The organism is Janthinobacterium sp. OK676 (genome assembly GCF_900103595.1).
In the GTDB taxonomy this organism is placed as follows: domain Bacteria; phylum Pseudomonadota; class Gammaproteobacteria; order Burkholderiales; family Burkholderiaceae_D; genus Janthinobacterium.
In genome coordinates this window covers 204,639-220,350 of record NZ_FNHA01000005.1, presented here as the reverse complement: position 1 = coordinate 220,350, position 15,712 = coordinate 204,639, and the positions used below count along the sequence as shown (strand labels likewise).

At 59.7% G+C, this 15,712-nt stretch carries 10 protein-coding genes and 1 tRNA gene; 3 read left to right on the top strand and 8 right to left on the bottom strand.

The features are described 5' to 3' along the window. Nucleotides 1–119 precede the first annotated feature (119 nt). The 4 genes from BLU39_RS12450 to BLU39_RS12435 form a co-directional block, all read right to left on the bottom strand. Nucleotides 120–1,190 (bottom strand): aldose epimerase family protein, encoded by a 1,071-nt coding sequence (locus BLU39_RS12450; protein WP_092713366.1) that lies wholly within the window; start codon nt 1,188–1,190, stop codon nt 120–122. Between the two features lie 17 nt (nt 1,191–1,207). After that, nucleotides 1,208–2,155, bottom strand: a complete 948-nt coding sequence (locus tag BLU39_RS12445; RefSeq protein WP_092713364.1) for a glycoside hydrolase family 43 protein — start codon at nt 2,153–2,155, stop codon at nt 1,208–1,210. A 24-nt stretch (nt 2,156–2,179) separates the two neighbouring features. Beyond that, nucleotides 2,180–3,532 (bottom strand): MFS transporter, encoded by a 1,353-nt coding sequence (locus BLU39_RS12440; protein WP_092713362.1) that lies wholly within the window; start codon nt 3,530–3,532, stop codon nt 2,180–2,182. 109 nt (nt 3,533–3,641) lie between these two features. Further along, the gene (locus tag BLU39_RS12435) at nt 3,642–6,299 is read right to left on the bottom strand and encodes a TonB-dependent receptor (RefSeq protein WP_092713360.1); all 2,658 of its coding nucleotides are present in this window, start codon (nt 6,297–6,299) and stop codon (nt 3,642–3,644) included. 614 nt (nt 6,300–6,913) lie between these two features. Between BLU39_RS12435 and BLU39_RS12430 the strand changes: the two genes are divergently transcribed. Next, nucleotides 6,914–7,498: a hypothetical protein gene (locus tag BLU39_RS12430; RefSeq protein WP_139178241.1), complete on the top strand. Its 585-nt coding sequence runs from the start codon at nt 6,914–6,916 to the stop codon at nt 7,496–7,498. Between the two features lie 198 nt (nt 7,499–7,696). Here BLU39_RS12430 and BLU39_RS12425 read toward each other — a convergent pair. Then, nucleotides 7,697–7,772 (bottom strand) — tRNA-Arg (locus tag BLU39_RS12425). A 199-nt stretch (nt 7,773–7,971) separates the two neighbouring features. On the opposite strand from BLU39_RS12425, the gene BLU39_RS12420 reads away from it, so the two are divergent. Then, a complete protein-coding gene (locus BLU39_RS12420) occupies nt 7,972–8,532 on the top strand; it encodes a c-type cytochrome (RefSeq protein WP_092713356.1) in 561 nt (186 codons plus the stop codon). A gap of 183 nt (nt 8,533–8,715) precedes the next feature. On the opposite strand, the gene BLU39_RS12415 is transcribed toward BLU39_RS12420, so the two are convergent. The 3 genes from BLU39_RS12415 to BLU39_RS12405 form a co-directional block, all read right to left on the bottom strand. Next, nucleotides 8,716–10,791 (bottom strand): M13 family metallopeptidase, encoded by a 2,076-nt coding sequence (locus BLU39_RS12415; RefSeq protein WP_092713354.1) that lies wholly within the window; start codon nt 10,789–10,791, stop codon nt 8,716–8,718. A 242-nt stretch (nt 10,792–11,033) separates the two neighbouring features. Continuing rightward, the gene (locus BLU39_RS12410; RefSeq protein ID WP_092713352.1) at nt 11,034–13,118 is read right to left on the bottom strand and encodes a M13 family metallopeptidase; all 2,085 of its coding nucleotides are present in this window, start codon (nt 13,116–13,118) and stop codon (nt 11,034–11,036) included. Between the two features lie 143 nt (nt 13,119–13,261). Further along, the gene (locus BLU39_RS12405) at nt 13,262–13,840 is read right to left on the bottom strand and encodes a hypothetical protein (protein WP_092713350.1); all 579 of its coding nucleotides are present in this window, start codon (nt 13,838–13,840) and stop codon (nt 13,262–13,264) included. Between the two features lie 326 nt (nt 13,841–14,166). On the opposite strand from BLU39_RS12405, the gene BLU39_RS12400 reads away from it, so the two are divergent. Further along, a complete protein-coding gene (locus BLU39_RS12400) occupies nt 14,167–15,606 on the top strand; it encodes a S41 family peptidase (protein WP_092713348.1) in 1,440 nt (479 codons plus the stop codon). Nucleotides 15,607–15,712: the final 106 nt, after the last annotated feature.

Sequence of the window (15,712 nt, the reverse complement as noted above, 5' to 3'; positions counted from 1 at the left end):
CCATGCCTTTCCAATCAATTTTTAATGCGTTCCGATATCGAAAACGATATCCATCGGCACCAATGAAAACGCCCTGCGGGCGCGTGGCGGCAGGGCGTGGGCTGTTTTGGCTGCGGTGCTTACTCGGTGGAAAAGCGGTACACAGTTTCCGTCCGGTATTCTTCACCCGGGCGCAAGATGGTGCCGGGGAAGTGAGGCTGGTTCGGCGAATCCGGGAAATGCTGGGTTTCCAGGCATAGCGCGCTGCGGTAGCTGATGGCGCGCAGCTTGCCATATTGGCTGCTGTCGAGGAAATTGCCGGAATAGAACTGAATGCCCGGCTCCTGCGTGTACACCTGCATCGCCCGGCCCGATTGCGGATCGCGCACGGTGGCTGCCAGGTTCAGCCCCTGACCTGTTTTTTGATTCAGCACGAAATTGTGATCGTAGCCGCGGCCGATGCGGATCTGCTCATGCGGCAGGTCGATGCTGTTGCCGATGACGGTGGCCTGGCGCAAGTCGAACGGCGTGCCGGCAACGTCCGCCAGTTCACCCGTGGGTATCGACCCCGCGTCGACGGGCAAGTAGCGGTCTGCGTTGATGGACAGCTCATGACCGAGGATATTGCCCTGCCCCGCCAGATTAAAATAGCTGTGGTTGGTCAAGTTGATCGGTGTGGCCTGGTCCGTCACGGCGTGGTAGCGCAGGTGCAGCGCATTGTCGTTGTCCAGTTCGTACACGACGGTAACGTCGAGCTTGCCCGGATAGCCATCTTCCCCATCCGGGCTGCTGCGCGTGAAGGTGACGCCGACGGCGTCGTCTTTCGTGAACGGCTCGGCTTGCCACATGACCTGGTGAAAACCCTGGTTGCCGCCATGCAAATGATTCGGTGCATTGTTGACGGCCAGCTGGTAATCCTTGCCATCCAGACTGAAACGTCCCCCGGCGATGCGGTTGCCGAAGCGCCCGATCAAGGCGCCCAGGAAGGCGCTGTTGTGCAGATACGGTTCGATGCGCTCGAATCCGAGCACCACGTCGGCAAAACTGCCATTGCGGTCCGGCACGTGGATTTCACTGATGATGGCGCCAAAGTCGAGCACCTTGACTTGCATGCCGTGGCGGTTCGTCAGGGTAAAGACACTAACGTGGTCGCCGTCTGGCAAGACGCCGAATGGCGCTTGCGTCACTGAAACAGAATCAACTGGGGTCATGGCGTCGGGTCCGGGGTTTACAGGGTCGATGAACGGCCAAACACGGGCATGCCCTGCGCATCCCAGCGCAGCGGTTTGACAAAGGTATGGCGGTCCGGGTTCCACAGCGGGTCGCCGACAATTTCCGTGTAGGTGCGGGCATGGTACACCAGCAACACACCGTCGCCATCGGCGGCCGTCGTGAAGCTGTTGTGGCCGGGACCGTAGATGCCGTGCTCGTAGCAGGTGGCAAACACGGGCTCGGGCGACTTGCTCCACGAGAACGGATCGAGCAAGTCGGACGTATCATCGGCCCACAGCAAGCCCATCGCATAGTTTTCATCGGTGGCGCTGGCCGAATAGCTGATGAAAATCTTGCCGTTGCGCTTCAACACGGACGGCCCCTCGTTGACCCAGAAGCCGCGGATTTCCCAGTCGAATTCCGGTTTGCTCAGCATCACGGGCGGCCCGGCCAGCTGCCACGGCGTGGCCATCGGCGCGATGTACAGGTTCGAATTACCCTCGATGGCGACGTCTTTCTGTGCCCACAGGTAGTACAGCACGCCGTCGTGCGTAAAGGTGGTGGCGTCCAGGCAGAAGGTGTCGATGCCCGTGTCGACCTGGCCCATGAATTCCCATTCGCCCTCAAGCGGATTGGCGTCCGTGTTGCGGATCGCGTACATGCGGTGCTGGAACAACTTATGTTTGATCTCGCGGCTCGGCGCGGCGGCGAAATACACATACCACGCACCCTGGTTGAAGTGCAGCTCGGGCGCCCATACCAGCTCGCTGTACGGCCCTGTTTCCGGCTTGTGCCACACGTCGACCGTTTGCGCGTCGGCCAGGCCCGCGATGCTGTCGGCACGGCGCAGCTCGATGCGGTCGTACTGGGGCACGGAGGCCGTAAAGTAATAATAGCCGTCGCTGTGACGGTAGATATGCGGGTCGGCACGCTGTTCGATCAGCGGGGTCAGGACTTCTGTCATGTTGCTTGCTCCATTCAGTTATTCTTACGCGGCGACAAAACCGCGCTTGTGCATCTCTACCTTGACGCCACGGTAATAGTCATCGCTGATGCGGTACTTGAACATCAGCAAGCCCATCAGCAAGTGGAAGAAGCCGGGGATGATCGACAGCATCAGGGCGATGCCGTTCAGGGCGAATTGCGTTTGCTCATGGTTGGGCTGGTAGTCGAAATACGCGAGCAGCACGCCGACCAGACCGCCCGCCACCGCCATGCCCGCCTTCTGGCAAACGGAAATGCCGCCAAAGGCGAAGCCGGAGACGCGCTTGCCCGTTTTCACTTGACCATAATCGATGGTTTCCGCGATGGCCGACCAGAACACGGGCGCGTGCAAGTCCACGACAAAGGACAGCAGGAAATACAGGGCGAAGGCCAGCACGGTATCGCTCGGCTTTACAAAGAAATAGATCGCCAGGCTGATCAGGGCGACGCCGATCTGCGTGTAGCGGAACAGTTTTACCTTGCAATAGAACTTGGTGATCCAAGTCGAGGCGATCATGGCCAGGATGGCGGCCACCACGCCCGTCGTGAGGAAGGCGGCCACGGTTTCCGTGCTGCCACCCAGATAGTATTTCGCGTAATAAATGGCGACCGAGCCGCGCACCACATAGCCGATGGTGCCCGTGACGCATACGCCGCACAACACCAGCCACTGGTCGTTTTGCAGCAGCACTTTCAATTGCGCGAGCAACGACTGCTTTTCCACCACGTGCACGACACGCTCGGTGGTGGAGAAATAGCAGAACAGGAACAGGGCCACGCCCATGACGGCCATCACGGCCATGGCCGCCTGGTAGCCGACGGCCGGGTTGCCGCCGCCCCAGCGCTGCGACAGGATCGGCACGACGATGGTCACCATGAAGGCGCCGATCTTGGCGAAGAACAGGCGGTAGCCGTTGGCCGACAGGCGATCCTGCGGGTCGCTCGTCAGGCCGCTGATCAAGGAGATATACGGGATGCCCACGCCGGCCGTCATGATGGTCATCAGGATATACGTCGAATATGCCCAGATCAGCTTGGCGTCATATTGCCACTCGGGCGTGCTGAAGACAAAAAAGACGCTGACGCCATACGGCACGGCCAGCCACAGCAGGTATGGGCGGTAACGTCCCGAAGCAAAGCTGTAGCGGTCGGTGATCTGGCCCATGACCAGGTCGGCGATGGCGCCGATGACTTTCACGGCCACGAACAGCAGCGCCAGGTCGGTGGTTTTCAAGCCATAGATATCGGTATAGAAAAAGGTGATGATCAACATCATCGACGAGATGACGACATTGAGCGCCATGTCGCCGGCGCCGAAGCCGACCTTTTCAACGGTAGATAATTTTTGCGTCTCCATGCTTTCCGTCCATTCTTTTTATGATGAATCGTGCGTGACTGCTCAACTGACAGGGGCGTTGCCGGCCGAAACCATGGCAACGCCCTTGATTTTTTACTGTGCGACCAAGTTACATTTTCCAGCGCAGAGATAAACCGACTGTCCGGTCATAACGGCGCGTATCGCGCGGATACACGCCCGCAGTGTTCCAATAATCCTTGAACTTGGTGTCGAGCAAGTTATTCCCGTCGAGGGTCACGGTGAACTGGTCGTTGATCTTGTACGACAGCGAACCGTCGAGCTGGGCCGTCGGCGCCACTTTCAAGTCCAGGCCGGGGCCGCCCTGGTTGTAGGTGTCGATGAATTTCGAGCGCCAGTTGTAGGCCAGGCGGCCCGACCACGCGTCTTTTTCGTACAGCACGACCAGGTTGTAGGCATAGCGCGACACGCCCGTGATGGCATGGCTGCCCGTCTCGTCGTCCGTGGTGCCGCTCATGTAGGTGCCGTTCGCTTGCAAGCCCAGGCCGCTCAACAGGCCAGGCAAGCCGTCATAAAACTGCTGGTAGCCAATTTCCAGGCCTTGCAGCTTGCCGGCGGCCGTGTTGTACGGGCGGTCCACGTCATAGGTCTTGCCGGCGATGGTTTCGCTGGAAATACGTTGCTGGATATAGCCGTCGAACTTGTGGTGGAAGACGGTGGCCGTGACGGAACCGGCTGGCGCGAAATACCATTCCAGCGCGGCATCGACATTGTCGCCCGTGACTGGTTTCAAATTCGGATTGCCACCCGCGCCCGTGGCCTTCACCGTTTCCGTCGAGTTGACGAGGGCCACGCCCGGGTTCAGCTGGGAAAAGCCCGGGCGGCTGATGGTGCGGCCCGCAGCGAAGCGGCCGACCAGGTCCGAGCGCAGCTTGATTTTCAGGGCCACGCTCGGCAGCACGTCGGTGCTGGCCGTGTCGCTGATGACGGGCGTGTAGACGCCATCTTGCGAACTGTTGCCTTGCAAGCTTTGTTCGGTACGCACGACGCGCACGCCCAGGGTGCCATCGACGGGGTAGGCGCCCAGCTTGAAGGCGACCTTGGCCTTGGTATAGATCGAGTACGTTTTTTCCGTATCCTTGAAGAACGAGCCCGGGTCCATGGCGCGCGCCGCGCCGCTGCCCGTGACGGCTTGGCGGATGGTGCCCGTGTTATTGAGCAGGAAATTGGCGCATGGCGTGTACCACTGCTTCAAGCCATAGTCGGGGCCGCCGCTGGACATCGGTTCCGACAGGCAATTCAAACCGGGAATCGACGTCACGCTCTGGCGGCTGAACGGGAACGCGGCGCCGGACACGTCCGGTGCTTCCGCATTGCCCTCGAAACTCTTGATCGATTCGGCTTCGCGCTTGACGCCGCGCAGGCCGACGCTGATTTCCTTGAAGATGCCGCCCGCGCTCGGCGTGTACGCCAGGTCGGCACGCACGTCGTTCGAGCTGCCCTGGTCACGGCCGTAGCGGTCGAAAAAGCCCTTCAGATAGTAGTTCGACGGGTCTTGCAAATCGCTGCCCGTGTAGTCCACGTGCAAGGTGCCGTTCTGGTTGGTATTGATACGGGCATTCGGCACGACGGTAATCGCATCAAGGATCGGGTTGCGCCAGTCATACGTGCTCCGGGTGCTGGCCACTTCCGACGTGAAACGCCATTCAGGATTGATATCCCACAAGCCGCCGACGGCAAATTGATGCGTCTTCGTCTGGTTCTTGTTCGCCTGCGTCGACATGATGGTGTTGACGTTGGTGGACGTGAGCGTTTGCAGCTGGTCGGTGCCGGGAATTTTGGTGGCCGAAACAGGCGTGCCCCACCATGGCAAGCCGACAAAGTAATCGGACTCGGCATCGAGCAGGAAGCGCGTGGCCATGCCTTCCGCGTACAGTTCGACGTCGGCGTTCGGGCGCCATTGCAGCACGGCATTGGCCGTCGTGCGGCGGCGGTCGCCCTTGATTGGCAGCAAGCCCACCTGGTCCGGCCCCGTCAAACCGGGCGACAGGAAGCTTTTATCCACGGGAGCGGTACTGAAAGCGCGTTCCTCGTGATAACGGTGCTGCTGCTGCGACAAGCCCAGCAGCGCGCCCACTTCGCCGATGCCCGTTTTCCAGCGGTTAGCCACCATGCCGCTGATGTTCGGGTCGGTGGCCTTGGATTTGTCGCTGTAGACGGCGCGCGTATTCACGCTGGCCGTGAAGTCCTTGAAATCGAACGGGCGGTTGGTGCGCACGTCGATGATGCCGGCCACGCCGCCCTCGACCTGGTCCGCGCCCTGCGATTTATAGACATCGACGCGCTGCAGCATGGTGGCGGGAATGTCGGCCAGGTTGACGTAGCGGCCCGTGGTGGTGAACAGTTCGCGGCCGTTGAGCAGGGTCGTGACATCGCGCAAGCCGCGGATCATGACGGCGCTCGCTTCGCCCGAATCGCGGCGGATCTGGATGCCGGAAATGCGCGCCAGGGTTTCGGCCACGTTGTTGTCAGGGAATTTGCCGATGTCGTCGGCCACGATGGAGTCGATGACCTGGTCCGAGCGCATCTTGATCTGCTGCGAATTTTGCGCCGAACGGCGCACGCCGCTGACGGTCACGACGGACACTTCCGCCGCCGGCTCGGCACCGGCATCGGCCACCACCGCATCCTGCGCCCACACCGAAGCCGTGCTCAGCAGACCGATACCGGCCAGTGCCGCAACGGCTGCCTTCAAGGTGAATGGACGAGGGGAAGTGGCCGCGAGCGGGCCGGTGGCGTTGCGCATCATGAATCTCCAGATATTGTATTGATATTTTTTGTATCGCTTGCATGTCGTTCGCATGCTCGGCGTTTATCTTAGGGGCTGGGCGATAATCTCTCCAATCAATTTTTCCACTGTTTCGATATCAATATTGATATCAGCGGCTGGAGGACTTTGGAGGTTGCAAACAGACAACGGCAGGGGCGTCGGGGATGCTCCCCAGAAGTGACTGCACAAAAAAGTGGCAGCGTTGGCGTACAGCATGAAAAGCGGGGCAGGCCAGCGCGCAAGGCGCTGACCGGATGACATTGACGGATGGGATGTTGACTAAAGGCCAGCATCCTACCTTCTCAAAGGCGGCAGCGCAGGTTTTGCTGGGATTGTTGAAGCGGAAGGGGAGATGCCGACAGCATCGCGTGGCAATGCGGCGCCCAGGATTTCTTGACACGGCAATCTCAACCAAATGGGGGAAAAGTGACACATGCGCCAAGTCAATGACCCGCATACCTCTATATTGTCAATTGGACACTCCAAGTACCAACCGTTACACTAGCTTTGGTCCCCCTCACCTCCCGAAAGAATCTATGCATTCTGAGTCATCACCAACAGCCCAGCGAACTTCTGTCGTATTGTGGGGCATCTTGGCTGCGCTAGCCATCGCTTCAATCATTCTTGCAGCCCTGTACTACCAAGCGACTCGCGACCTTGAAGCGCAGAAAATCACCGTCGCTGCTTTGCAGTTGGAGATTGCGAAGGAAGTCGCACGCTCGGCGGAATTGAAGTCAGATCTCAATTCTTCCCGTACCGATGCTCAGACCTTAGCTGCGAAGTCAGCTCAGCTATCGTCGGAAGTGAATAGTAAGGAACAGGCTCTTGCAGTGGAAAGAGAAAATGTCGAAGCGGAGAAATCTAAAGCCGAGTCCGCGCAAATGGCGCTCGACCAAGAAAAATCGCGCCTCCCCGTCCTCCCAGTGCGTATCGAGATGCGACGTTCCGCGATGGGCCGTGGACTTGTCGCTATATTCACGAACACGTCAGCCTTGCAACTGTCGGTTGTGATGGGAACACTTAATCCAACCACAAAAGCCGTCTCCAGGAAGTCAATACAGATAGCCCCAGGAGCAAAGTTAGAAATTGGCTACCTTGAAGGCATCCAATTTGCATCTGGCGATGAGATTCGGATGCACACCGCAGGATTTGAGGAAACACATTACACCGTGCCATAAACATTAGAGCGTATAACAAGAATGACTGGAGGACTAGGCGTCTACACAGGCATGCTTCTGCTCAACAAGCATTGGTATAGGTAAGACTGTTCGTTTGAAAAGTGCTTACGTATCGCTTGCGTGGAATTGAATTGAGATAATCAAATGAAGATAAACAACGCGAAATCCGCAATAACAGTGGAAGTCTATTGAAAATCTTGGTGCGGCTGGCGGGGATCGAACCCACGACCCTTGGCTTCGGAGGCCAATACTCTATCCACTGAGCTACAGCCGCGTAGGGGGAATTTCTGAAGTGATGCGAAGGATACCGTTTTTCTTTACCTACGTCTACGGAAACTGTCGTATCGCTGGCAATTGCATGTCACTGCTCAATTTTTGTGCTTATAATTGTGGGTTTCATAAAGGTTTACATCCAAGCATGTAAAAATGCTACCTTACACGGCCATCAGTTTCAAATCTGGACTAAGGACATCATGAGCGACGCACATAACGAACAACAATCAGCGATCAAAACGCCTAAACAATTGCTTGCCGCCGTAGCTGGCTTCTTCCTCATCACCGTCATCGGCATCATCCTGCTGGTGCAGTTCGTCACGTCGCAAAAACTGACGGGCGCCGGTACGGACAGCCAGTCGCCGGAAGCCATTGCCGAGCGCTTGAGTCCGGTTGCCAACGCCGGCTTTACCTTCAAGGATGCCAGCGGTCCGAAAGTGCTGCAAAGCGGCGAAGCCGTCTACACGGCCACCTGCGTGGCTTGCCATGGCGCCGGCGTGGCCGGTGCACCGAAATTTGGCGACGCGGGCAGCTGGTCGGCCCGCCTGGCCCAAGGCTACGATACGGTCCTGAAACACGCCGTCGAAGGCTTGCGCGCGATGCCGGCCAAGGGCGGCAATCCCGACCTCGACGATGTGGAAGTGGCGCGCGCCGTCGTCTACATGGCCAATGCGTCGGGCGGCAAGTTCAAGGAACCGGAAGTGCCGGCACCGGCCGCTGCCGCCGATGGCGCTGCTCCTGCAGCCGAGCCTGCCAAATAATTCAGCCAGCGCGCTGAACCAGGAACCGCCCAGATGGGCGGTTTTTTTTCGCCTGCGCATAAGCAAGCGATTTGTCGGATTACGCGTGCCGCTAATCCGACTTATGCGACGTTCGCGACGGACATGAAAAAGCCGCCCGGCTTGATAGCGGGGCGGCTCGATACTAGCGCGTCAGCACTGCTGTTACCACATGATGACGCGGTCTTTCGGTGGCAGATACATCTTGTCGCCCGGTTTCACGTCGAAAGCTTGATAGAAGCCGGGCTGGTTGCGCATGGTGCCGTTGGCGCGGAACTGGCCTGGCGAATGCGGGTCCGTTTTCAGCAAGACCAGTTGCTGCGCTTCACGCATCTTCATGCGCCAGACTTGGGCAAAGCCCGCGTAGAAGCGCTGCTCGCCCGTGAAACCGTCGATGACGGGGGCCTTCTTGCCATTGAGCGACAATTTGTATGCTTTATACGCGATCGCCACGCCGGAATTGTCGGCGATGTTCTCGCCCAGGGTCAGTTCGCCATTGACGAAATGGCCTTTCACCGGGCTGAAGCCGTTGTACTGCGCCACCAGCTGCTTGGTTTTCTTGGCGAAGTTTTTATGGTCGGCCTTGGTCCACCAGTCGCGCAGATTGCCGTCGCCGTCGTACTGGGCGCCCTGGTCGTCGAAGCCGTGGCTGATTTCATGGCCGATGACGCCGCCGATGGCGCCATAATTGACGGCGTCGTCCGCGTTGGCGTCGAAGAACGGCGCTTGCAGGATGGCGGCCGGGAAGACGATTTCGTTCAGCTCAGGATTGTAATAAGCGTTCACGGTCTGCGGCGTCATGCCCCACTCGTCGCGGTCGATCGGCTGGCCCAGCTTGTTCAGCTCGCGGTTGTAGTTCAGCAAGTGCGAACGCTGGATGTTACCGACCAGGTCGTCCGGCTTCACTTCCAGGCCCGAGTAGTCGCGCCATTTGTTCGGATAACCGATCTTGGTGGTAAATTTGGCCAGCTTGATTTGCGCCTGTTTCTTGGTGACAGGACTCATCCAGTCGAGCTTGTCGATGCTTTGCTTGTAGGCCGTCATCAGGTTTTTCACCAGCGCTTCCATGCGCACCTTGCGCTCGGCCGGGAAATATTGCTCGACGTACAGCTGGCCCACGGCTTCGCCCAGCGCGCCTTCGACGGCGCCCACGCCGCGTTTCCAGCGCGGACGCATTTCCGTCACGCCCGTCAGGGTGGTGCCATAAAACGCGAAGTTTTCATCGACATACGCTTTCGGCAGGTAACCGGCGTTGGCGTGCAGCAAGTGCCACTGGAAATATGCTTTCCACGTTTCCAGTGGCGTCTTGTTGGCGATCTCGGCAAAGCCTTTCAGGTAGCTGGGCTGGCTGACGATCACATAATTGACCTTGCCGGCGATGCCCGTGTCCGTCAGGTAGCGGGCCCAGTCGTAACCTGGCGCCACGGCAGCCAGTTTCGCCAGTTCCACCTTGTTGTAGGTTTTGACGGGGTCGCGGTTCTGCACATTGCTCCATTGCGCCTTGGCCAGTTCCGTTTCCAGCGCCAGGATGGCCTTGGCATTGGCGGCAGCGTTCGCGTCGCCAGCCAGGCTCAGCATTTTTTCCACGTGGGCCAGGTATTTGGCGCGCGTATCGGCCTTGCCTTCTTCCAGGTAGTAATCGCGGTCAGGCAAGCCCAGGCCGCTTTGCACGATGTCGGCCACGTATTTGGTGGAGTCCTTGGCGTCCTGGTGGATGCCGAAGTCGTAAGGCGAAGTCACGCCCAGCTTGCTGAAGTGGGCGATCACGGCCGGCAATTCCGCCTTGTCCTGCAGCGCGGCGATCTTCGCCAGCTCCGCATTCAAGGGGGTCAGGCCCAGGCTTTCCAGCTTGGCTTCGTCCATGAAGCTGTTATAAAAATCACCGATCTTCTGGGCATTCGAACCGGCCGCGCGGGCCTTGTCGGCGGCAGCGCCTTCGACGATGCCGCGCAGCTGGGTTTGCGTATCGTCGGCCAGCTTGGCAAAGCTGCCCCAGCTCGACTTGTCGGCAGGAATCACGGTTTCCGCCAGCCATTTGCCATTCAGGTGCTGGAACAGATCGTCCTGCGCGCGCACGGCAGGGTCGACGTATTCGACGGCGATGCCGGACGTCAGCGCCGCGGCGGCGACGGCCGTGGCGGGAGCGGCGGCGGCTTTCTTGGCGCTATCAGCGGCGCCAGCCATGCCGGACACGCCGGCCAGCAAACTCAGGGTCAATGCACTTAACAAATAACGATTCACGGTTGTCCTCTATATTGTATTGTGTGGAATATAAGGGTCAGAAGGCCCAGGGCTTCTGGCCCGGTTTTTGACTGTAGCATACCGGCTGAAATGACAGAAAGAACTTTGGCCAGAATGCAAAAAAGACCACGCACGTGGTCTTTTTTGTTGTGACAAGATAACGTTTACATGGCGTAGGTCGGCTTAGCCCAGAGGGCGTAAGCCGACAACATTGTGAGCGCCATCGGTGTGTCGGATGACGTTTACCAGATGATCACGCGGTTTTCCGGAGCAACATACATCTTGTCGCCCGGTTTCACGCCAAACGCTTCATAGAAGCCAGGCTGGTTGACCATGGTGCCATTGGCGCGGTACTGGCCCGGCGAATGGGGATCGGTCTTGATCTGCACGATCTGCTGCGCTTCGCGCATCTTGCTGCGCCACACCTGGCCAAAGCCCATGTAGAAGCGCTGGTCGCCCGTCAAGCCATCAAGCACGGGCGCCGGCTTGCCGCCCAGCGAGATTTTATAGGCTTTATAGGCGATCGCCACGCCCGAGTTGTCGGCGATGTTCTCGCCCAGGGTCAGCGCGCCGTTGACGTGGTAGCCCGGCAATGGGCTGTAGCCGTCATATTGCCTGGTCAGCGCGTCGGCCTTGGCCGCGAAGTTCTTGCGGTCGGCCGGGGTCCACCAGTCGCGCAGGTTGCCGTCGCCATCGGACTGGCTGCCCTTGTCGTCGAAGCCGTGGCTGATTTCATGGCCGATGACGGCGCCGATGGCGCCATAGTTGACGGCGTCGTCCGCGTTGGCGTCAAAGAACGGCGGCTGCAGGATGGACGCCGGGAAGACGATTTCATTCATCGTCGAGCTGTAATAGGCGTTCACCGTTTGCGGCGTCATGCCCCACTCTTCGCGGTCGATCGGTTTGCCCAGTTTGGCCACCTGACGGGCGGAGCCGAAGTTGGCGGCGCGCATCATGTTGCCCACCAGATCACCCTGGACGATTTGCAGCTTCGTGTAATCGCGCCATTTGTTCGGATATGCGATCTTCGGCGTAAACTTGGCCAGCTTGGCTTGCGCTTCCTTCTTGGTCTCCGGGCTCATCCAGTCCAAGGTGTCGATGCTGTCCTTGTAGGCGGCCAGCACGTTTTTCACCAGTTCCTGCATGTGCGCCTTGCGCTCTGCCGGGAAATATTGCGCGACATACAGTTTGCCGACGGCTTCGCCCAGCACGCCTTCGACGGCGCCCACGCCACGCTTCCAGCGCGGCTGGTTTTCCTTCACGCCGCTCAGTACCGTGCCGTAGAAGGCAAAGCTTTCATCGACGAAGTTTTTCGACAGGTAGCTGGCATAGCTGCGCAGCAACTGCCATTCGAAATACGCTTTCACGGTGTCCAGGTCGGCGGACGCGAGCACCTTGTTGTAGCCGGCCAGGTAGCTTGGCTGGTTGACGATGACGTAATCGACCTTGTTGGCGATACCGAGGGCGGCCAGGCCCGACTTCAGGTCGTAGCCCGGGGTCAGGTCGTTGAGTTGATTGATGTCGGTCTTGTTGTAGCGTTTGACGGGGTCGCGGTTCTCGACCTTGGTCCATTGCACTTCAGCCAGGGCCGTTTCCAGCGCAACGACAGCCTTGGCGCGCGCGGCGGCGTTCTTGTCGCCAGCCATGGCCAGCATTTTTTCCACGTGCGCCTGGTATTTTTCCTTCACGCCAGCCTGCTTGGCTTCCAGGTAATAGTCGCGGTCGGGCATGCCCAGGCCGCTTTGACTCACGTAAGCCGCATATTTCGTCGAGGCGCGCGCATCCTGGCCCACGTAGACGGCGTACGGGGTCGACACGCCCGTCTGGCTCAGGTGGGCGATCAGGGCCGGCACGCCCTTCTTGTCGCGCAGCGAGCGGATACGGTTCAGTTCGCCGGCCAGCGGCTTCGTGCCCAGCGCTTCGAGCTTGGCTTCATCCATGTAGCTCGCGTACAGGTCGGCGATTTTCTGCGCTTCGGAACCGGCTTTCTTGGTTTTGTCCTGCTGCGTAGCGACGATGATGCCGCGCAATTGCGGCGTCGTATCGTCGCGCAGCTTGGCGAATGAACCCCAGCTCGACTTGTCGGCGGGAATCTCGGCCGTGGCCAGCCACTTGCCGTTCAAATGGGTAAAGAAATCGTCCTGCACGCGCACGGCAGGGTCGATGTACTGCACATCGATGCCGGAAACGACGCCAGCGGCGGCAGGTGCGGCAGGTGCGACACTTGGGGCCACGGTCGGAGCGGCAACGGCGGATACGGGTTCGGCGGCATGGGCAAACGCAGCCAACAGGGTCAGGGTCAGACTGCTCAAGAGATAGCGATTCACGGATTGTCCTTATGGGGCATGTCAAAAAGACCGGGCGGATGGCTTAGGGCGGATAGCCTGCCGCGCCAGGCGCTGCAGGAATGTAGCACGCGAGCATGCCATTTGACCATCCTTGCCCCCCGGGACTGCCTCCTTGCTTGCCCTTAGTTGTCCGGTATCGTCATGCCGGCGCCTCCACTGCCCATAGTCACGCCCCCCATTCCGCCCTTGCCGCCCTTGCGGCCACCGTGCTCGCCACCGGGAACGCCACGCGATTCGCTGCGGGGCATGGCGGCGTCCATCACGCGCGCCATCTGGCCGGCGATGAACTGGGCCACCATCTGGCGCTGGTTCTCGTCCAGGGCATCGTTGACGCTCAGCCACCATTCGCGCAGCTGCTTTTCTTCGGCCAGGCTCTGTGTGCTTTCCGTGTCCAGGCCGGCGAGCAAGTCGCGCAGCTCCAGCCGGGGCGCCTGCAAGCCCTGCGTCACGCCTGCTTGCAGGCGTTCGCGGCGCGCCTTGCGTTCGCGCAAGAGTTGGCGGGATTTCCCTTCCACCTGTTGCCACAAGGTGCTTTGATTCGCATTGAGTTTCAATTCCGCCTTGAAATCGGGCGCCATCGGCAACAAGTCTTCCAGGCGCATCTCGGCAATCGGCACGGCCGAGGCGGTCAAGGCGGTTGTGCCCAGCAGCAAGGCCAGGCCGAGACGGCGCACGGCGTTGGGAAAGGTCAGCGAGATCATGGGGCTCCGGATAAAAAAAAGCCTGCGTCCGCGGACGCAGGCAAAACCACTTCGGGTCGAGAATGCGAATCCACTATAGGGCCGCCGCACACGCTTTTTTTCGACTCTTACAAATGCTTACTCCCCTCAAGACTCACTATACATCGCATACAAAACCGCAACATATGGCAAGCTGGCAGCCCCGTTTTCGCGCGTAGACTGGCTCCAGGCACGCTTTTTCCACGGCCGGCCCACGCCGGCAGAGATTCAGGTCTATACTTTCAACAAAGCGCCGCTCCACGGGGACTGGCGCTTGTGCAAGACACGCTAGCTGCAAAGGTGCAAAGATGGGCAAACTCAAAAATACCGGCTTGATCGGCCTGGGCGTGGTGGCCGGCGTCGCCGTGTCGCTGCAATTTTCCGCCATGGCGCAAAAGACCGTCGAACCGCCCCTGCCGCTGGAAGAGCTGCGCCAGCTGGCCGACGTGTTTGGCCTGATCAAGTCCGATTACGTCGAACCGGTGGAAGACAAGAAACTGCTGGAAGACGCCATTTCCGGCATGGTCGCCTCGCTCGACCCCCATTCCGCCTACCTGGACAAGAAAGCCTACGCCGAGCTGCGCGAAGGCTCCGAAGGCAAGTTCGTCGGCCTGGGCATTGAAATCGGCCTCAGCGAAGACGGCTACATCAAGATCGTCTCGCCCATCGAGGATTCGCCCGCCTACCGCGCCGGCATCAAGGCCGGCGACTTGATCACCCGCCTCGACGGCCAGCCCGTGAAAGGCGTCAGCCTCGACGATAACGTCAAGCGCATGCGCGGTGAACCGGGCACCAAGGTGTCGCTGACCATTGCCCGCAAGGATGAACCGCAGCCGCTGGCCTTCACCATCACGCGCGAGGAAATCCATCAAAAAAGCGTGAAGGCGAAGATGGTCGAGCCGGGCTACGCCTGGCTGCGCGTGTCGCAATTCCAGGAACCGACCGTCGACGACATGGCCGCGCAGATCACAGCGCTATATCAACAGGATCCGAACATCAAGGGCATGGTGCTGGACCTGCGCAACGATCCGGGCGGCGTGCTGCAGGGCGCCATCGGCGTCTCGGCCGCCTTCCTGCCGAAGGACGCGCCCATCGTCTCGACCAACGGCCAATTACCGGACTCGAAACAGGTATTTTATGGCCGCGCCGAATACTATAACTTCCGCTCGGAAGGCGACGCGCTGGCGAAATTGCCGCCCGCCATCAAGAAAGTACCGCTGGTAGTGCTCGTCAACACGGGTTCGGCCTCGGCCTCGGAAATCGTCGCCGGCGCCCTGCAGGATTACAAGCGCGCCACCATCATCGGCACGCAAACCTTCGGCAAGGGTTCCGTGCAAACCATCCGTCAATTGACGGCCGACACGGCCGTCAAGCTGACGACGGCCCGCTACTACACGCCGAACGGCCGCTCGATCCAGGCCAAGGGCATCGTGCCCGACCTGCTGGTCGATGAAAATGCGGACGGCGACGGCTTGAACGGCTTGCGCATCCGCGAAGCGGACCTGACCAAGCACCTGAGCAACGACCGCGACCAAGAAAGCGCCAAAGCGGCCCCCGTCAACGACGAGATGGAAGAGCAATTGCGCATCATCGCCCTGGAAAAGACCCGCAAGCCGCTGGAATTTGGCAGCAAGGACGATTTCCAATTGCACCAGGCGCTCAATCACCTGAAGGGCTTGCCGGTGCAACTGGCCAAGGCCGAACCGGTGGTGGTGCAGGCCGACGTCAAGAAAGAACAGAAGAAGTAAGCAGCACAGCCAGGGGGCGCAATGCCCCCCGGTAAGCCGTCCACGCGACAAAAATCAATCTTCCGCCACACATCGCCCTGCCCCGCAACACGAAACTCTCTACAGT